Raw genomic sequence first — 17,539 nt, forward strand, 5'->3', positions numbered from 1 at the left:
CCCTAATCAGGCCACTCAACGTACCTATCAGAACTGTCAGGTCGGCCGTGGCAGGCTGGGTGATATCCACGCAGTTTTTTCAATGGGTGTGCTGCGACGGCTATCGGCAACGGACGCTGGATGAACCGACGTGGTATTGGCCGGATTGGGCAGCGCCCGAAACATCGAATCGCGAGCAGGCTCGCTCCCGCATTTGCCGAGGCAACGGAAGACGTCTATTTTCCCTTGCACCGTAGGAAGGATCTTTTTTTCAAATTGCCCCTCCAAGGACGGACCACTTTTGGCCAGACTCCCCGGCCAGCTACTCACAAGGAAGAGAAAATGGCAGACGCAAAAGTGCGCAAGCCGATGAATCCACAGGACATCGTGAAATTATTGGTGGCGTTGCGCAGGGCGTTGAAGGCCAGAGCAGCCTGAGGGATCTTGGGCGAATCTGTGGGAGCGAGCCTGCTCGCTCCCACATGAAATGTGCGCAGGCAAAAAAACGCCGACGCTGTATCAGCCGTCGGCGTTTTCAAACCTTGAAGGGCTTTACTGCGTCGATCAGAACGCCGGCAGTACCGCGCCGTTGTACTTCTTCTCGATGAACGCTTTCACTTCCGGACTGGTCAGGGCTTTGGCCAGCTTCTGAATGGCCACGCTGTCCTTGTTGTCCGGACGAGCCACCAGGAAGTTCACGTAAGGCGAATCGGCGCCTTCGATCACCAGGGCGTCTTTCGCCGGGTTCAGACCCGCTTCCAGCGCGTAGTTGGTGTTGATCATGTCCAGGTCGACCTGATCCAGTACGCGCGGCAACATCGCGGATTCAAGCTCCTTGAACTTGAAGTTGTGCGGGTTCTTGGCGATGTCTTTGGGGGTAGCCACGGCGTTTTTCGGGTCTTTCAACTCGATCAGGCCAGCCTTCTGCAGCAGGATCAGGGCACGGCCGCTGTTGCTGCCTTCGTTCGGGATGGCAATGGTCGCGCCGTCCTTCAACTCAGCCAGGGTTTTGACTTTCTTCGAGTAGCCACCGAACGGTTCGACGTGAACGCCGATCACGGTTTCCAGGTGAGTCCCTTTACCTTCGTTAAAGTTCTTCAGGTACGGCAGGGTCTGGAAGTAGTTGGCGTCCAGACGCTTCTGGTCGACCTGCACGTTCGGCTGAACGTAGTCGGTGAAAATTTTGATTTCCAGGTCCACGCCTTCTTTGGCGAGGGTTGGCTTGATCAGTTCAAGAATCTCGGCGTGAGGAACCGGGGTCGCCGCGACCACCAGTTTCTCGCCCGCCTGGGCCAGGCCGGCAGTCAGGGCAGCCGCCAGTGCGGTGAACAACAGAACCTTTTTCATGCAGTGTCCTTATCGACAATCACAGTCGCTTGTGGCGACGGCTTGCTATTGAGGTGCCAGTGAAGTGCTATCGCTGGCGTGAAGCGGACAATACCGGGATTTTTTATTCCAGAACAATATCTTTTATTCACTTTCATATTCCATTTTGTTCATACAGCTCTAGCTCGCACCTTCCCTTGTAGGAGCGAGCCGGCTCCGGGCGGCGTTCCGCCGATGGTCATCAACGATAACGTGGGGCACCTGACACCCCGCGGCGCTCCCAGGTTCATCGCGAGCAGGCTCGCTCCTACAGTTCTAGCCCGCACATTCCCCTGTAGGAGCGAGCCGGCTCGCGATGGTCGTCAACGATAACGTGGGGCACCTGACACCCCGCAGCGCTCTCAGGTTCATCGCGAGCAGGCTCGCTCCTACAGTTCTAGCCCGCACATTCCCCTGTAGGAGCGAGCCGGCTCGCGATGGTCGTCAACGATAACGTTGGGCACCTGACACCCCGCGGCGCTCTCAGGTTCATCGCGAGCAGGCTCGCTCCTACAGTTCTAGCCCGCACATTCCCCTGTAGGAGCGAGCCGGCTCGCGATGGTCGTCAACGATAACGTTGGGCACCTGACACCCCGTGGCGCTCTCAGGTTCATCGCGAGCAGGCTCGCTCCTACAGTTCTAGCCCGCACATTCCCCTGTAGGAGCGAGCCGGCTCGCGATGGTCGTCAACGATAACGTGGGGCACCTGACACCCCGCGGCGCTCTCAGGTTCATCGCGAGCAGGCTCGCTCCTACAGGAGGCCGGTTTGCTTAAGTATTTGTTTCAGGGCGTCTTTTTCGGTGGCTGAACCCTCGGCGAGAATCTGCTTGAGTTGCAGTTCAATCTGCTGCAACGACGCCGGCACCTCCGGCAAATTCAAATGCTCGGGCAAAATTTCGTCGCCGGTACTCACCAACAGCGCAAAGTGGATGACGTTTTCCAGCTCTCGGGTATTGCCGGGCCAGGAATGGCGTTCCAGCACCGCTTGCGCGGCCTCGCTGATCAGCGGCACGGGCAGGTCCAGGCGTTGGCTGTAGATGCCGAGGAAGTATTCGGCCAGCGACAGAATATCGCCCACCCGCTCGCGCAAGGCCGGCAGTTCGAGCTGGCCTTCGCTGAGGTAGTGATAGAGCCGTTCATGGAATTTGCCGGCGGCGACCGCTTGGGCCAGGTCGATGCTGGTGGCAGCCACCAGGCGCACGTCCACCGGGCTTGGCTGGTGCGCGCCGACACGGGTCACTTCGTGGTTTTCCAGGGCCGCGAGCAGTTTGATCTGAATCGGCAGCGGCAGGTCGCCAATCTCGTCCAGGTACAAGGTGCCGCCATTGGCCGAGCCGAACCAGCCGGCACGACTGCTGGCCGAGCCGCTGTAACTGCCCGCGGCATAACCGAACAATTCCGCGTCAGCGTAGGTCGGACTGATGGCGCCGCAGTTGACCGAAACAAACAACCCGCCGCGATCGCTGGCGCGATGGATGTGCCGCGCCAGCAATTCCTTGCCGCTGCCGGTTTCGCCTCGGATCAGCACCGAGATTGAACGCGGCGCCAGTTGTTCGAGATCCTGGCGCAGTTGCCGTGAGCGCGGATCGACGAACACCAGCGCCTTGGCGCGGATGCTCAGGGGACTTTTTTCAGCATCGGGAAAGGTCAGCAGTGGCTGACCGAAGGTTTCAAAGCTCATGGCAGACTCCCGCCCAAAACCGCCGGGAGACGGGGGCGCTATTTAAAAAAGAAAAAAATAAAGGCTCAGGCGCGACGCAGGGCGTGATGTTCCATGCGGTTTTGCAGACGGTAGAGATAGGCAAACCCCTGCTCCCACCGCTGGTGACCCGACTTCACATTGATGTGCCCGGCACCCGCCAGAATCCCCGCTTCAGCGCCCCAGTTGCGCGCCAGCTCCAGCGCCCGTGGCGCACTGACGGCGGCGTCGTTGTCGGAGCTGACGACCTGACTGGGAAAGGGCAGAAGATCGCCAGGAATCGGCGCGAAGTTACGCAGGGCCGGTGCGCAGGCCGGACGCTCGACGTCCGCCGGCGCGACCAGCAAGGCACCGCGAACCTGCCGCAGAAACTGCACGGGCGCGGTCGCCGCCCAATGCGCGACGGTGATGCAACCCAGGCTGTGGGCGATCAGGATCACCGGGGTGCTGTCGGCGGCAATCGCCTCGGCCAGCGCCGCGACCCAGTCTTCACGACGTGGCGTCAGCCAGTCGGCCTGCTCCACCCGTGCGCTGTTCGGCAGGCTGTTCTGCCAGTGGCTTTGCCAATGATCTTCTGGCGATCCTTGCCAGCCCGGCACAATCAGATAGCGAATGGATTCGTTGCGCATGGGGGAGCTCTCCTGCTGCGTGTCTGTTCCTGATCGAGTATAGGGACGGGATTTATATTCGTTAAGGAATAAGAAGCTATTTATTAAGACCTATATCGAATATACAAGCGATCCTTGTGGGAGCGAGCCTGCACGCGATAGCGGTGCTTCAGACACAGCGATGTCGACTGCCATTCAGCCATCGCGAGCAGGCTCGCTCCCACCGGGGGACTTGTGTGTTTTTGCGAAATAAAAAAGGGGCCGCACCCTGCCAAGGAGACGGCCCCGGAAAATCGAAAATCTGTCAGCGCGCGGTGATCACCGACAACTTGGTAATCCCTGCCCGCTCAATCGACGCCATGGCCCGTGCCACTTCGCCGTAATTCACGCCGTCGTCGGCCTGCAGTTGCACCCGCACTTCGGGGTCCTTTGCCTTGGCCGCCTGTAGCTTGAACTCCAGCAAGTCCGGCTGGATTTCATCCTTGTTGATAAACAGCTTTCCGGTCCCGTCGATGCTCACCACCAGCGGGTCCTTCTGCTCCACCGGCGCCACGGCTTCGGTCTTGGGCAGGTTGATCGGAATCGCGTTGGTCAGCAGCGGCGCGGTGACGATGAACACCACCAGCAACACCAGCATCACGTCCACCAGCGGTGTCACGTTGATCTCGCTCAGCACCTCATCACTGTCTTGCGTGGAGAAGGCCATATCAGGAGGCCTCCTTCACTTTTTGCGCGTTGCCCCGGGCTGCCACTTTGTGCGCCGTCGGGTGAATCAGTACGCGGAACGCACTCTTCTGCGCCAGGCTGTAGAAGTCATGGGCAAAGTCGTCCAGGTCCGCCGCCGTCAACTTCAGACGCCGCAAAAAGTAGTTGTAAACCAGCACCGCCGGCACTGCGACAGCGATCCCCACGCCAGTGGCGACCAGCGCCGCACCAATGGGTCCGGCCACCGTCTCCAGGCTTGCCGAACCCGCCGCGCTGATGCCTTTCAACGCTTCCATGATTCCCCACACAGTGCCGAACAACCCAATGAACGGCGACGTACTGCCAATACTCGCAACCACTGCCAGCCCGGTCTCCAACGACCGGCGCTCACGCACGATCTGCTGACGCAAGGCCCGCTCAAGGCGATCCTGATGATTGATCGCCTGGCTCAAATCCGTCGCCTGTGGCGCCTCGCCCACCTGAATCGCCGCGTAACCCGCCTGCGCTACCCGCGCCGCAGCGCCCGGTTGCGTCTCGGCTAACTCTGCCGCCGAGTCCAGACTCGATGCCGCCCAAAACCGATTGTGAAACCTGCGGTCCTGGGCTTTCAGCCGCCCGAACTGCACACCCTTGAGCAACGCCAGGCCCCAAGTGGCGACGGAAAAAACCACCAACAGCCAGATCACCGCGCTTTCGATGGATTCAAGTGGAGATGCCAATAACGTCATGATGGATTCCTCGTGTAAACGTTTCGCGCGAAATAGGTTTCGGTTTAATGAATCTTGAAATCGATGGGCACGCTGACCCAGCCATCCTGGGCGACATCACCTTGCTTGGCCGGCACGAAACTCCAACGTTTCACGGCGCTCAGGGCTGCCTCATCGAGGGCCTCGCGGCCGCTGCTTTTCTGAATCTGGATCTCGCCGGGCTTGCCACTGGCCAGTACATGCACCCGCAGCAACACCGTGCCTTCCCAACCGCGACGCTGGGCCAGCGACGGGTATTCCGGCGCCGGGTTTTTCAGGTACGCGGCATTGGCCGAGGCTGGCGTCACAGGTGCGGGCGCCGGTGGTGCAGGTGGCGCCGGCGCCGCGACCGGAGCCGCTGGCTGTGGCGGCGCGGGCGGTTGTTCAACCGCTTTGGGCGCCGGTTTCGGTATCGGTTTAGCCACTGGCTTGGGTTTTGGAATCGGTTTGGGCGGCGCCGGTTTGGCTGCCAACTCGTCCACGACAGGCGGCGCAGGCTCGACCACCGGTGGCGGTGGAGGTGGCGGTACGGGTGGCGGTGGCTCAACCACGGGCGGCGCCGGACGCGAAAACTCGATGGTCATTGGCGGGATCTCCGGCGGGACGATCGGCAACACTTTGGCGGGCTGCTGATTGACCCAGTAGATCACCGCACCGTGTACCAGCAACGCCAGCACACCGAGCAGGATCGCCTCGCGCCGGCTCAGAATGCCCTTGGGCGCACGTTGCAAACGCAACTGGCCCAAGGGCACGCGATGCCCCCGTCCGAGGTCGACCAACTCGCCACCTGGCGCCTGGTGCCAAAGCACCTCGTGTGCGCTGGCGACGGTCTGGACATTGCCCATTGATTGACTCCCTGTGGTCTCTTTGCGAATAACCCGATACGCCGAGCCAAGCTCCCCCGAACGACGTAACGGCGGGTGAATCATTGAGCCAGACGCTTATCTCTTAAAGTAATCTTTTACGTTAAAGTCAGATCAAAATCGCATATTAAAAACACCTGAACCGCTGCAAGCCTTGGCCCACAAGGGCTCTGGCGGTGGGACCGAAAAGGCATGCTTTCGCGGCATGGAAAATATTCCTCAGAGGCATGGATTTTCGCCGTCAGAAGTCATATCGACCGGTCACGCCCAACGTCCGCGGCGTGCCGAGCAGCCCTTCATAACCGCCGTTGGCAGCGGTCCACAGGGTCGTGTAATAGGTTTTGTCGAAGGCGTTTTTCAGCCACAGCGAGACGTCCCACTGCCCTTGCTTGAAGTCGCCGCGCAGACCGGTGGACAGGTTGACCACGGCGTAACTCGGGATCTGGCCGAAGTCGGAATCCTCCACCGTACCCACCGCTTTGGAACGGAAGGCGTAGCTGGCGGTGACGTACTCTTCGAAGCCGTTACTCAGATTCCATTTGTATTCGCCATTGGCGTTGCCGATCCATTTCGACGCGCCGACCACCTGGTGGCCGGTGAGGTCGCAGGAGGCAGGAGCACCCGGCGCCAGGCTGACTTCCGGCGGGCATGGCGCATTTTTGTACGAGAGGTAGCTGACGTCGTTGTAGGAGCCGTTGAAGTTCAATGTCAGGCCGCGCAACGGGATCAGCGTGCTGTCGAATTCCACGCCGCGCGAACGCACCGAGCCGGCGTTGGTCAGGTATTGCACGCGGTTGACGTCGTCGTAGGCGTTGGTCTGATAGCCGTTGACCTGGGTCCAGAACACGTTGGCGTTGAGCTGCAGGCGACGGTCCCACAGCGTGCTTTTGAAACCGAGTTCGGCGTTATTGGCGCGCTCGGTGCCAATCAGCAGCGAGTCGGCGCCAGCGACCGGTGCCGTGCCGACGGCCAGGTTCACACCACCGGATTTCTCGCCGTGGGACACGGTCGCGTAGCCGAGCAGGTTATCGGTGAAGTGGTAGCTGAGGTTGAGCAGCCCCGAAGGACTGGAGCTGTACTGATTCAAATCACCGGAGTCGTAAACCCCGGCGCGACCGCGCCTGACCGTCGCCGCCGCACCGGTGACCGCCGCACCACCCTCGGGTGCATCGCGGTTGACCCAGGCGTTTTTCTCTTCGTAGGTCCCCCGCACACCAGCGGTGAAATCCAGGCGTTCGGTGAGGTGCCAGGTGCCCTGGGCAAACAGCGCGAAACTGTCGGTCTGGATGTGGCCTTTGCCGACGCTGTTGATATTGGCCAGTGCACCCGCTGGCGTGCCGTTCCAGATGTCGGCTTGCGGGCCGTAATAAGCGAAGGATTTGTTGTCCAGGTTGTTGCCGAAGTAATAGGCGCCGAGCACGTAATCGAAGAACCCGCCGGTGGGCGAGGCCAGGCGAAATTCCTGGGAGTACTGTTTGTCTTCCACCGAGACCCCGGCGTTGTAGGTCGCCGAGACGTTCAGGCCGTCGTCGTTACGCGGGGTGAAATTCCACCAGCGGTAGGAGCTGATGGAGGTCAGGGTGAAGTCGCTCGGCAGCGTCCAGTTCGCCTCGACCGAGGTGCCGCCCTGATGCACAGTGACGTGCTGATCGTTGTTCAAGTTGACCTTGCGATGTGTGCCATCGACCAGCGTGGCCCCCGCCGCATTGGCCCGGGCCTGATAAAGGTTGACGCCGTTGATGGTCGGCCCGGTGTTGTACAACACGCGGGTGCCAGCGCTGGAATCCTCTTCGTTGTAGTCACCGATCCAGCGCAGGTTGAACGATTCGTTGGGCTTGAACAGCAGCTGCCCACGGAAGCCGTCGCGCGAGCCACCGTTCAGGTCGTGGCCGTCGTATTCGTTTTTGATGTCGCCATCGCTGCGGGTGCGATAAGCGGAAAAACGCCCGGCGAGTTGGTCATTCAACGGGCCGGAAATCGTGCCCTTGGTCTGGAAATAACCGTCCTCGCCCACCGAACTCTCGATGCTGCGCTCCGGGGTGAAGGTCGGCGCGCGCGTGCTGATGTTGATCACGCCGGCCGTGGTGTTCTTGCCGAACAAAGTACCTTGCGGGCCGCGCAGCACTTCGAGCTGCTCGATGTCCATCAGGTCGAACACCGCCATGCCCGGCCGCCCGAGGTAGACGTTATCGATGTACAGCCCGACGCTGCCTTCCAGGCCATCGCTGGCCGGGTTGTTGCCCAGGCCACGGATCGACACGCTGGACTGGCGCGCATGCATGTAGGCGACGTTGACGCTGGGCACCAGTTGCTGCAAATCCTGGATGCGATAGACCCGCTGGCTTTCCAGCACCTGGCCGCTGACCACGCTCATCGGTGTCGGTACATCCTGCGAGCTTTCCTCGCGACGGCGGGTGGTGACCGTCACGGTTTCCAGCTGCGCGCCATCGGCTTTGGCCTGGCCTGCAACGGTGGCTGCGGGAACCGTTTCGGGCGTGCTGGCGTCAGCGGCCTGTGCCTGGGTCCAACTGGCGCTCCCCGCCAGCAGCAGGGCCAGGGGCAGGCGTTTGAGCCGTCGGGGCGTGAGGGGTGAGGCGAGGTTCAACGGGCTCATTTAGCGGCTCCAGGTCAAAAAACACACAAAGACTTTTCAGCAGTGCATATTCTTTAAAGTTATTTATTTATGTTTTTACAAAGATTTACTGCATAAGAGATTGCCTTTATAAGGAGTCGACCTAATGCATATCCAATGCATTTCCCCGATATTTTTTATGTGAAAAATGCATATCGATTTGCGCCAGCTCCGTCACTTCATTGCCCTCGCCGACCAGCGCAGCTTCGTCGCGGGCGCGATGGCGGTGAACCTGTCGCAGTCGGCCTTCAGCCGCAGCATTCAGGCGCTGGAACACAGCGTCGGTTGTCAGTTGGTGGACCGTGGACGCAAGGACCTGGCGCCCACAAAACAGGGCCAGGTGTTACTCGAACATGCGCGGCGGCTGGTCAGCGGCGCACAGCAGATGGCCAACGAGATCAGCCAGTTCAATGGCCTAGAGGCCGGCGAGCTGCGTTTCGGGTGTGGTCCGGCGCCCGCAGCAGGGCTGGTCCCCCGGGCGATCGGCAGCTTCATCGGCCGCTACCCCAAGGCACGGGTGCAATTTCAGGTGGATGACTGGCAAAGCCTGAACAAGCGCCTGCTGAGTGAAGAGTTCGAATTCTTCGTCGCCGACACCCGGCAATTCGAAGCCGACCCGGACTACCTGACCCAACGCCTGCGTCCGCGCAAATGGCACTTCTGCTGCCGCGCCGGGCATCCACTGGCCACTCGCGAAAGCGTCAGTGCCGCCGAGTTGATGAGTTATCCGATGGCGGTGACCATCCGCCCGCCCAACCTGCGCAAAGTCATCGTCGACTTGAGTGGCCGGCCGGATTTCACGCCCAACGTGGAATGCGAAAACAGCTACAGCCTGCTCGGTGTGGTGATGCGTTCGGATGCGATTGGCATCATCGGCGAGTATTCCGATGCACTGCATAACGCCAAGGGTCAGTTGGTGCGCTTGAAGATCGACGGGCTGGCCGATGACTTGGAAGAGTTGTACACCCGCTATGGGATTGTCAGTCGCGCGGGGTATCGGTTGTCACCGTTGGCCGAGGCGATGATTGCGCAGATCAAGGAGGTGGATGCCCAGGATGAAGAGGTGTGTTCGCTGGAGAACTTCGCTGTTTGAGCTGGCCTCATCGCTGGCAAGCCAGTTCCCACAGGGATCAATGGTGTTCACAAATTATGTGTCCGCCACAGAACCTTGTGGGTGCTGGCTTGCCAGCGATAGCGTCAGCCCAGGCAGCGATGCACCCCCTGCATAAAAACCATTCCCCAAACGCACTTGCCTCAACCCCTCTCCAGCAGCGAAAAACCTCGCCTGTCTTTCGATCGGTGAACCCCATGTCCAACACCCCAAACCCTGTGCGCAACGTGCTGTACATCATGTGCGATCAACTGCGGCGCGATTACCTGTCGTGCTACGGCCACCCGCATCTGCACACGCCCAACATCGATCGCCTGGCCGACGCCGGCGTGCGTTTCAGTCGTGCCTATACCCAAGGCACGATCTGCGGGCCGTCGCGAATGTCGGCCTACACCGGGCGCTATGTCAGCAGTCATCAGGTCGCCTGGAACGCCGTGCCGCTGCCGCTGGATGAACTGACCCTCGGTGATTACCTGCGGCCCCATGGCATACGCACCGCACTGGTGGGCAAGACCCACGCCACACCCAATCTCGATGCCTTGCAGCGACTGGCCATCGACCCGCTGGGCGATCAGGCGGCGGTGCTGAACGAAGTCGGTTTCGAGCCGTTTTTCCGGCATGACGGGATCTTCCCGGACGACCCATTGTTCGATGACAAGCGCGAGTCCGCGCCCTACACCCACTACCTGCGTGACCTCGGTTTCGAAGGCCGCAACCCGTGGCACGACTGGGCCAACGCGGCTGAAGGTGAACAGGGCGAAATCCTCAGCGGCTGGAAAATGCGCAACGCCCATTTGCCGGCGCGCGTGCCGGAGCAGCATTCGGAAACCGTCTACACCACCGGCCGCGCCCTGGACTTCATCGCCGAACAAGGCGAGCAGCCATGGTGCCTGCACCTGTCGTACATCAAGCCCCACTGGCCCTACATCGCCCCGGCGCCGTATCACGCGCTGTATGGCGCAAAACAGGTGATCGAGCCGGTGCGTGCGTCGGCAAGCGCAGCCAGTGATCACCCGGTGTACAACGCGTTTCGCCAGCACGAAGAGAGCCTGAATTTTTCCAGGGACGAAGTGCGCTTGAACGTGGTCCCGACGTACATGGGCCTGATCAAGCAGGTCGATGACCAGCTCGGGCGGCTGTTTGATTTTCTGCAGAGCAGCGGGCGTTGGGATGACACCCTGATCGTGTTCACCAGCGATCACGGCGACTTCCTTGGCGACCATTACCTGGGGGAAAAAGAGTTTCTGCTGGAGCCGGCGGTGGGTATTCCGCTGATCGTTCGCGACCCACGCCCGGCCGCGGACATCACCCGCGGATCGGTGGACGACAGGCTGGTGGAAACCATCGACGCACTGCCGACATTTCTTCAGGCTTTGGGGTTGCCGAGCGCCGAGCATCGGCTTGAAGGACGCTCGCTGATTCCCTTGCTGCATGGCGCGCAAACCGACTGGCGCCGCTTTGCGATCAGTGAATACGACTACGCGTTTCAAGCGCCGGCACGGGAGCGATTGTCTCAACCGATCGACCGCTGCCGCATGACCATGGTGCGCAGCGAGCGCTGGAAATACCTGGCGTACGACGGCTTCCGGCCGCAGCTGTTTGACCTGCTCAATGATCCGCAGGAGTTACGGGATTTGGGTGCGGACCCGGCGTATGCGTCGGTTCGAGAAGAGCACGCGGGGTATTTGTTTGAGTGGGTACGTGGTTTGAAACGGAGGACGACGATCAGCCATCAGGAGATTGATTTGCGTGGGCAGCGGTTTCGTTATGGCGAACCCGAAAGCGAGAAATTGGTACAGATCGGCGTTTGGTGAAAAAACATCGCTGGCAAGCCAGCTCCCACAGGGTTTGGTGTCGTTCACGTCCATTGTGTTCAACACCATTCATTGTGGGAGCTGGCTTGCCAGCGAAGGCGTCAGATCAAACGCCGCCGATATCCGGCCCCTTCACCGTCTGACTGCGTTGCCCCGAAACCCCGATTGCCACTTCGCCCTTGAGCGTCACACGACGCACCACACGGTCCTGGGTGCCATAGTCGTCCACCGCGTAATGCTGGGTGGAGCGGTTATCCCAGATCGCCACATCACCGGCCTTCCAGCGCCAGCGCACGGTGTTTTCCTGGCGGATGACGTGGCTTTGCAGCAGGCCGAACAGGTGCGCCGAATCCGCCTGGGAATAGCCCTTGATGCGCTTGACGAAATGCCCCAGCAGCAAGCTTTTCTCGCCGCTGATCGGGTGCACGCGAACCACCGGGTGCTCGGTCTCGTAAATGGTCGAGGTGAAGATCTTGCGGTAGCGCTCCAGCTTCTCCTGCGACACGTCAGGCTTGGTGCCGGCGTAGTCGTACTCGTTGCTGTGCACGGCCACGAGTTTGTCCGCCAGCTCGCGCAGCTCGGGTGCCAGTTCGTTGTAGGCGGTGGCGGTGTTGGCCCATACGGTGTCGCCGCCGAAGGCCGGTGCCACCACCGAGCGCAGGATCGAGGCTTTCGGGTAGGCGTCGACGAAGGTCACGTCGGTGTGCCAGGAATTGGCGCGCTGGCCCTGGGCACCGTCCAGTTCGAGCAGGAAACGGGTGCCGTCGCGCACCGGCACCGTCGGGTGCGCCACCGGTTCGCCGAGCAGGTGGGCGAAGGCTTCCTGACTCTGATCGTCGAGGTGGGTCTGCTCGCGGAAGAAGATCACTTTGTACTGCACCAACGCTTGCTGGATCGCTTCGACGGTGGCGGCATCCAGCTCACCGGAGAGGCGCACGCCACGGATCTCGGCGCCGATGCGGCCGGCCACCGGATGGATTTCAAGCGCGTGAACAGCGGGTTTTACAGCTAAAGCGGCATTGCTCATGGGTAGACCCTCGATCGGACTGCTGACGGTTGAGTGACAGCGAAACAACGCTCTATCTATATTCAATTTAGATCTAATAGATATTCATATGCTTCGTTGACGGAATAAGAGCTTGCATTTAAAACCTCAACCAACCCTCGTCGCAAATGCCTTCGAGCTATTTTTAGGATGCCGGGAAAGCATATGGATCTTCGCCAGTTACGCTACTTCATCGCCCTTAACGAACACCGCAGTTTCGTCCGCGCGGCGGATGCCATGGGCATCACCCAACCGGCGTTCAGCCGCAGTATTCAAGGGCTCGAGCAGGAGTTCGGCTGTGTGCTGGTAGACCGTGGCAACAAGGATTTGCGCCCCACGCCCGAAGGCCAGGTGGTGCTGCAGCACGCCCGGACGCTGGTGCAGGGCGCGGCACTGCTGAGCGTCGAAGTGACGCAGATGACCAAGCTCGACGCCGGCGAACTGCACTTCGGTTGCGGCCCGGCGCCCGCCGTGAAACTGGTGCCGGATGCGGTGGCGCAATTCATCAATGCCCACCCGAAAGTGCGCACCTGCTTCCAGGTGGATAACTGGGAAAACCTCAGCCGTGCCCTGAGCCGCGAGGAGATCGAATTCTTCATCGCCGACATCCGCCACTTCGAATCCGACCCGAACTTCCAGACCCAGGCCCTGACGCCCAAGTGCGGGGTGTTTTTCTGCCGCCCGGGGCATCCGTTACTGGCCAAGGAAAGCCTGTCGACCAACGATATGTTCGACTACCCGCTGGCGACTACGCGCATCCCGCCAGGCATTCGCAAACTGCTGGCGAACCTCAGTGGGCGGATGGATTTTGCTTCGACCATCGAGACCGAGCATTTCCCGGCGCTGGTGAAAATCGTCCTGCAATCGAACGCCATTGGCGTGGGCACAGAGGAAGCGTTCGTCGAGGACATTGCCCAGGGTTCGCTGGCGCTGCTGCACTGGCGCAATCTGCCGCAGAACATCGAGAGCATGAATGCCCGGTGCGGGATCGTCAGCCGCACCGGGTTCCGGTTGTCACCGGCGGCGCGGGAGATGATCGAGACGTTGGTGGCGGTGGACAGACAGGAAGTCGCCGTCGCGGTTTGACGGCCCCATCGCTGGCAAGCCAGCTCCCACCGGGTTTGGAGTTGATCGCATCCATTGTGTTCAACACCGCCCCACTGTGGGAGCTGGCTTGCCAGCAATGACGTCAGATCAGACGACGACGATTCAGAGCTTCGCCGCAGCCAACTCGGGCGCCACCCAATCACTGACCTTGAACGACTTGCGAATCAACTTCTGCTGCGAAGCCAGGTCCACCGCATCCTGCAATTTACCCAGGAACACCGGGTCGAGGGTCGACGGGAAAACCTCGCTCAGTTTCTGGTCCTTCAGATCCTGAGTCAGGATCACCGGTGGATAACTTGCCAGCCCCGACACCAACTGGATGTACGCTTCCTTGTTGCTGTCCTGCGTCAGCCATTGCACCGCTTGCTGCTGAGCCTTCAGCAACTTGGCCACCACCTCCGGATGCTCGTCGACAAACTTGCCGTTGCCCACCAGCACACTCTGGATACTGCCCGCCCCACCCAGGTCCTTGGTACTCAGCGGCAACTCGGCCAGGCCTTTGGCTTGCAATGCGGTCAAACCGGAGCTGCCCCACGAGGCGTCGATCTGCTTGGCGGCCAGCGCCGCGACCGCACTGTTGAAATCCAGGTTGATGATCTTCAGGTCCTTCTCGCTCAACCCCTGGCTGGCCAGTGCCGCATCGAACGATAACTGGCTGGCGGTGCCGCGAAAGATCGCCACGCGCTTGCCCTTGAGGTCTTGCAGGGTCTTGATTCCCGAGCCCGGCACCACGCCGAGGTAATGCTTGACCCCGCGCGCCGAGGCGCTCAAAACCCGCGTGTCGAGGCCATTGGACTTGCCGATGATCGCCGCCAGGTCGCCGAGGTAGGCCAGGTCAACCTGACCATTGGCGAACGCTTCGTTGATCACAGGACCTGCGCCCTTGAAGAAATTCCACTGGATCTTGATGCCCTGATCGGCAAAGGCCTTTTCGTAGATCTGTTGATCGCGCAGCACGTCCACCACGCCGCCACCGCTGTGCTGGGTGCCGGCGCTGAGGTCGGGCACGGCGATGCGGATTTCCTTGAGTTCGGCAGCCTGAGCGGTAAACGCCAGCAGGCCCGCCAGCGCCGGTACGGCGAACAGGCTGATGATACGTTTGAAGGGAATGTTCATGGGTGCGGCTCCTGGTGGCAACGGCGTTGAGGAGCAGAAAGTAGGCTGAATCTGAACCAGCACTTAAATACTATAAATTCACATTTTTATACCTTTTAGGTCTAAATCAAGCCCTGCGGGCTTTCTGGCTCGATATGCATAACCAGCATCGAAAATATTCTTCGAATGCATTGGATGCGCATTGGCTGGAGGCCTTAAATGGTCTCGCTTATCTCTCAATAGCATTGATTCGATTTTTTATAGATCAATTTTGCATACTCACTGAACGCTGTGGGAGCGGGCTTGCTCGCTCCCACAAAAGACAGGCCGTATTGCAACCCGACAACGGAGGTCGCCCATGGCCCGTGTTTCCCTGCTCAGCCTGCCGTTGGCGGCGCCACCCCTTGGCGGTCGTCGGCATTGGCCGACCTTGAGCCAGCGTCTTTTACCCTGGCTGTTGCCCGCGAGCCTGTTTGCGCTGTGGTGGCTGGCCAGCCGCAATCAATGGATGAGCGAACAGATCCTGCCAGCGCCGTCGCTGGTCTGGAACAGCGCGGTGGATCTGTCCCAGGGCGAGCTGTGGAGCCATTTGTGGATCAGCCTGCAACGCCTGTTCTGGGGGCTGCTCGCCGGTATCACGGCGGGTGCAATACTGGGCGCCGCGCTGGGTTTCAGCCGCCCCCTCGAGCGTCTGGTGTTCCCGACGTTCACCGGGCTGGCACAAGTCCCGACGCTGGCGTGGATTCCGCTGTTCATGGTGTTTTTCGGCATCGGCGAAGTGCTGAAACTGGTGGTGCTGATCAAGGCCATCGTGGTGCCGGTGACCCTGCATACATTGGTGGGCGTTCGCGACGCGCAGCCGAAACTGCGTGAAGCCGCGGCGGTGTTGCGCCTGCCGTCATGGCTGCTGATCCGCCGCCTGGTGCTTCCCGCTGCATTGCCAGCCTTCATGGCGGGCGTGCGCCTGGCACTGGCTGCCGGCTGGACTTCACTGCTGGCCGTCGAACTGCTGGCCTCCAGCGAAGGCATCGGCTACCTGATGGTCTGGGCGCGGCAGCTGTTCATGCTCGACATCGTGTTCGTGTGCATTGTGGTGATTGGTTTGATCGGCGTGGCCATGGATCGCGGTATCGGTTTGCTGGACAAAAAACTGGTGCACTGGCCGCACCCCGCCACGGCCGAGATCCGCCGGGGCCCGAGGTATCAGGGCTGGCAACGCCTGCAGCCCTGGTTGCTGCCGCTGACACTGCTGCTGGTGTGGCAATGGACGACCGTTGAGCAATGGGTCGACGCCAACATTCTGGTCAGCCCGTTGGCGGTGCTGACCACCACCTGGAACGGTTTGCTCGACGGTACCTTGATCAGCGGCATGGCCTTGAGTCTGGGGCGCACCGTCGGTGGTTTGTTGCTGGGCGGTGGCCTCGGTTTTGCGCTGGGCTTGTTGCTCGGGCTGTCGCGCACCAGTGAACGGGTTCTGGGCCCGACCCTCGCCGCCATCCGTCAAATCGCGATTTTCGCCTGGGTGCCCTTGCTCACTGCGTGGTTCGGTCTGGGTGAACTGGCCAAGTGGGTGTTCGTTGCCCTCGCCGCATTTTTCCCGTTGTTCATCGCCACCCAGCGCAGCGTCGCCAACCTCTCGCCGCAACTGAACGAGGCCGCTCAAGTACTGCGTTTGAACCTGCGGCAGCGCCTGACCCGACTGGTGCTGCCCGGCGCCGCGCCAGGGATTTTCGCCGGGCTCAGGCTGAGCCTGATCTACGCCTGGCTGGGCACCATCGGCGCCGAATATTTCATGCCGTCCAACGGCGGCATCGGCAGCCAGATGATCGGCGCCCAACAACTGCTGCGCATGGACCTGATCATGGCCGGCATGTTGCTGGTCGGCCTGACCGGCGCCCTGCTCAACCTCATTGGCCAACGCCTGGAAATCCGCGCCACCCGCTGGAGACACGCATGAACGCACCCATCGTCAGCTTCAACCATGTCGGCAAATCCTTCGACGTCGACGGCTTCGAACTGGAGGCCATTCGCGAATTCAACCTGGACATTGCCGAGGGTGAATTCGTCGCCATCGTCGGTTCCAGCGGCTGTGGCAAATCCACCTTGCTGCGGCTGCTGGTGGGCCTCGATAGGCAGTTTCGCGGGCAGATCAGTGTCGATGGCAAAGCCGTCTCCGGCATCGGCGGCGAACGCGGCATTGTCTTTCAGGAGCACCGTTTGTTCCCTTGGCTGACGGTGGCCGACAACATCGGCCTGGGCCTGGTCAACGAGCCGTTGAGCGCTGAACAAAAGCAACAGCGCATCCGTGATTTCATTGACCTGGTGGGCCTGAGCGACTTCACCCGCGCCTACCCTCATCAATTGTCCGGCGGCATGGCGCAACGGGTGGCCATCGCGCGCGGCCTGGTGGCCAGCCCACGGATTCTGTTGCTCGACGAACCCTTCGGCGCCCTCGATGCCCTGACCCGCCAACAGATGCAGGACGAACTGCTGGCGATTCGCGCACGGGCCAAAATCACCACCATTCTGGTCACCCATGATGTCGAGGAAGCGATCTTCCTCGCCGACCGCGTGGTGGTGATGGAGCCGCGTCCCGGACGGATCAAGCAAGTGGTCGACATCGCCCTGCCCCATCCACGCCAGCGCAGCAGTTTCGACTTTCACCAACTGCGTGAAGAACTGCTGCACGAACTCACCAGCGACGGCCACTACCAGCCACCGGTACAGGTGCAGGTGCGCGATCTGCCGCTGTCCTTCATAGCCTGCTGA

The 17,539-nt window shown here is 60.9% G+C and carries 14 protein-coding genes and 2 pseudogenes; 7 read left to right on the forward strand and 9 right to left on the reverse strand.

Translation table 11 applies throughout. The annotated features are described in order from the left end of the window. Positions 1-543: 543 nt before the first annotated feature. Positions 544-1,326, reverse strand: a complete 783-nt coding sequence (locus ACX3YF_RS06330; RefSeq protein ID WP_196585030.1) for a MetQ/NlpA family ABC transporter substrate-binding protein — start codon at positions 1,324-1,326, stop codon at positions 544-546. A gap of 455 nt (positions 1,327-1,781) precedes the next feature. Between ACX3YF_RS06330 and ACX3YF_RS06335 the strand changes: the two are divergent. Both ACX3YF_RS06335 and ACX3YF_RS06340 read left to right on the forward strand, forming a co-directional pair. Beyond that, positions 1,782-1,862: pseudogene (locus ACX3YF_RS06335) on the forward strand (outer membrane lipoprotein carrier protein LolA); the annotation flags it as partial. Positions 1,863-1,902: 40 nt separating this feature from the next. Continuing rightward, positions 1,903-1,983, forward strand: a pseudogene (locus ACX3YF_RS06340) (outer membrane lipoprotein carrier protein LolA); the annotation flags it as partial. A gap of 113 nt (positions 1,984-2,096) precedes the next feature. On the opposite strand, the gene ACX3YF_RS06345 reads toward ACX3YF_RS06340, so the two are convergent. The 6 genes from ACX3YF_RS06345 to ACX3YF_RS06370 form a co-directional block, all read right to left on the reverse strand. Then, entirely contained in the window at positions 2,097-3,026 is a 930-nt protein-coding gene (locus ACX3YF_RS06345) for a sigma 54-interacting transcriptional regulator (protein WP_288101161.1), read from the reverse strand. A 65-nt stretch (positions 3,027-3,091) separates the two neighbouring features. Continuing rightward, complete coding sequence (locus ACX3YF_RS06350) at positions 3,092-3,673, reverse strand: alpha/beta hydrolase (protein WP_047536146.1); 582 nt, start codon at positions 3,671-3,673, stop codon at positions 3,092-3,094. Between the two features lie 283 nt (positions 3,674-3,956). Continuing rightward, a complete protein-coding gene (locus tag ACX3YF_RS06355; RefSeq protein WP_458973553.1) occupies positions 3,957-4,358 on the reverse strand; it encodes an ExbD/TolR family protein in 402 nt (133 codons plus the stop codon). Between the two features lies 1 nt (position 4,359). Next, complete coding sequence (locus tag ACX3YF_RS06360; RefSeq protein WP_288099725.1) at positions 4,360-5,085, reverse strand: MotA/TolQ/ExbB proton channel family protein; 726 nt, start codon at positions 5,083-5,085, stop codon at positions 4,360-4,362. Between the two features lie 44 nt (positions 5,086-5,129). Continuing rightward, positions 5,130-5,948 carry an energy transducer TonB gene (locus ACX3YF_RS06365; protein ID WP_458973554.1) on the reverse strand — a complete coding sequence of 273 codons (819 nt, stop codon included), beginning with the start codon at positions 5,946-5,948 and terminating at the stop codon, positions 5,130-5,132. A gap of 259 nt (positions 5,949-6,207) precedes the next feature. After that, the gene (locus ACX3YF_RS06370) at positions 6,208-8,580 is read right to left on the reverse strand and encodes a TonB-dependent receptor (protein WP_458973555.1); all 2,373 of its coding nucleotides are present in this window, start codon (positions 8,578-8,580) and stop codon (positions 6,208-6,210) included. Between the two features lie 166 nt (positions 8,581-8,746). On the opposite strand from ACX3YF_RS06370, the gene ACX3YF_RS06375 reads away from it, so the two are divergent. Then, entirely contained in the window at positions 8,747-9,691 is a 945-nt protein-coding gene (locus ACX3YF_RS06375) for a LysR family transcriptional regulator (protein WP_458973556.1), read from the forward strand. 215 nt (positions 9,692-9,906) lie between these two features. Next, the gene (locus tag ACX3YF_RS06380; protein WP_458973557.1) at positions 9,907-11,523 is read left to right on the forward strand and encodes a sulfatase-like hydrolase/transferase; all 1,617 of its coding nucleotides are present in this window, start codon (positions 9,907-9,909) and stop codon (positions 11,521-11,523) included. Positions 11,524-11,629: 106 nt separating this feature from the next. Here the strand turns inward: ACX3YF_RS06380 and ACX3YF_RS06385 are convergent, their stop codons facing one another. Beyond that, complete coding sequence (locus ACX3YF_RS06385) at positions 11,630-12,550, reverse strand: TauD/TfdA dioxygenase family protein (RefSeq protein ID WP_458973558.1); 921 nt, start codon at positions 12,548-12,550, stop codon at positions 11,630-11,632. Between the two features lie 183 nt (positions 12,551-12,733). Between ACX3YF_RS06385 and ACX3YF_RS06390 the strand changes: the two genes are divergently transcribed. Continuing rightward, positions 12,734-13,654 (forward strand): LysR family transcriptional regulator, encoded by a 921-nt coding sequence (locus ACX3YF_RS06390; RefSeq protein ID WP_458973559.1) that lies wholly within the window; start codon positions 12,734-12,736, stop codon positions 13,652-13,654. A 123-nt stretch (positions 13,655-13,777) separates the two neighbouring features. Here the strand turns inward: ACX3YF_RS06390 and ACX3YF_RS06395 are convergent, their stop codons facing one another. Beyond that, on the reverse strand, positions 13,778-14,791 hold the full coding sequence (locus ACX3YF_RS06395; protein WP_288099732.1) for an ABC transporter substrate-binding protein: 1,014 nt from the start codon (positions 14,789-14,791) through the stop codon (positions 13,778-13,780). 337 nt (positions 14,792-15,128) lie between these two features. On the opposite strand from ACX3YF_RS06395, the gene ACX3YF_RS06400 reads away from it, so the two are divergent. Both ACX3YF_RS06400 and ACX3YF_RS06405 read left to right on the forward strand, forming a co-directional pair. Next, on the forward strand, positions 15,129-16,727 hold the full coding sequence (locus ACX3YF_RS06400) for an ABC transporter permease (RefSeq protein ID WP_458973560.1): 1,599 nt from the start codon (positions 15,129-15,131) through the stop codon (positions 16,725-16,727). Further along, the gene (locus ACX3YF_RS06405) at positions 16,724-17,539 is read left to right on the forward strand and encodes an ABC transporter ATP-binding protein (protein ID WP_288099734.1); all 816 of its coding nucleotides are present in this window, start codon (positions 16,724-16,726) and stop codon (positions 17,537-17,539) included. Before ACX3YF_RS06400 ends, ACX3YF_RS06405 begins: the two co-directional genes overlap by 4 nt.

Source organism: Pseudomonas fluorescens group sp. PF-69 (genome assembly GCF_054481235.1).

Bases quoted from the DNA above. Each gene is read 5' to 3' on its own strand.
- ACX3YF_RS06355 (WP_458973553.1), bottom strand. From the start codon at position 4,358: ATGGCCTTCTCCACGCAAGACAGTGATGAGGTGCTGAGCGAGATCAAC.
- ACX3YF_RS06385 (WP_458973558.1), bottom strand. From the start codon at position 12,550: ATGAGCAATGCCGCTTTAGCTGTAAAACCCGCTGTTCACGCGCTTGAA.
- ACX3YF_RS06365 (WP_458973554.1), bottom strand. From the start codon at position 5,948: ATGGGCAATGTCCAGACCGTCGCCAGCGCACACGAGGTGCTTTGGCAC.
- ACX3YF_RS06400 (WP_458973560.1), top strand. From the start codon at position 15,129: ATGGCCCGTGTTTCCCTGCTCAGCCTGCCGTTGGCGGCGCCACCCCTT.
- ACX3YF_RS06330 (WP_196585030.1), bottom strand. From the start codon at position 1,326: ATGAAAAAGGTTCTGTTGTTCACCGCACTGGCGGCTGCCCTGACTGCC.
- ACX3YF_RS06360 (WP_288099725.1), bottom strand. From the start codon at position 5,085: ATGACGTTATTGGCATCTCCACTTGAATCCATCGAAAGCGCGGTGATC.
- ACX3YF_RS06345 (WP_288101161.1), bottom strand. From the start codon at position 3,026: ATGAGCTTTGAAACCTTCGGTCAGCCACTGCTGACCTTTCCCGATGCT.
- ACX3YF_RS06395 (WP_288099732.1), bottom strand. From the start codon at position 14,791: ATGAACATTCCCTTCAAACGTATCATCAGCCTGTTCGCCGTACCGGCG.
- ACX3YF_RS06350 (WP_047536146.1), bottom strand. From the start codon at position 3,673: ATGCGCAACGAATCCATTCGCTATCTGATTGTGCCGGGCTGGCAAGGA.
- ACX3YF_RS06375 (WP_458973556.1), top strand. From the start codon at position 8,747: ATGCATATCGATTTGCGCCAGCTCCGTCACTTCATTGCCCTCGCCGAC.
- ACX3YF_RS06405 (WP_288099734.1), top strand. From the start codon at position 16,724: ATGAACGCACCCATCGTCAGCTTCAACCATGTCGGCAAATCCTTCGAC.
- ACX3YF_RS06380 (WP_458973557.1), top strand. From the start codon at position 9,907: ATGTCCAACACCCCAAACCCTGTGCGCAACGTGCTGTACATCATGTGC.
- ACX3YF_RS06370 (WP_458973555.1), bottom strand. From the start codon at position 8,580: ATGAGCCCGTTGAACCTCGCCTCACCCCTCACGCCCCGACGGCTCAAA.
- ACX3YF_RS06390 (WP_458973559.1), top strand. From the start codon at position 12,734: ATGGATCTTCGCCAGTTACGCTACTTCATCGCCCTTAACGAACACCGC.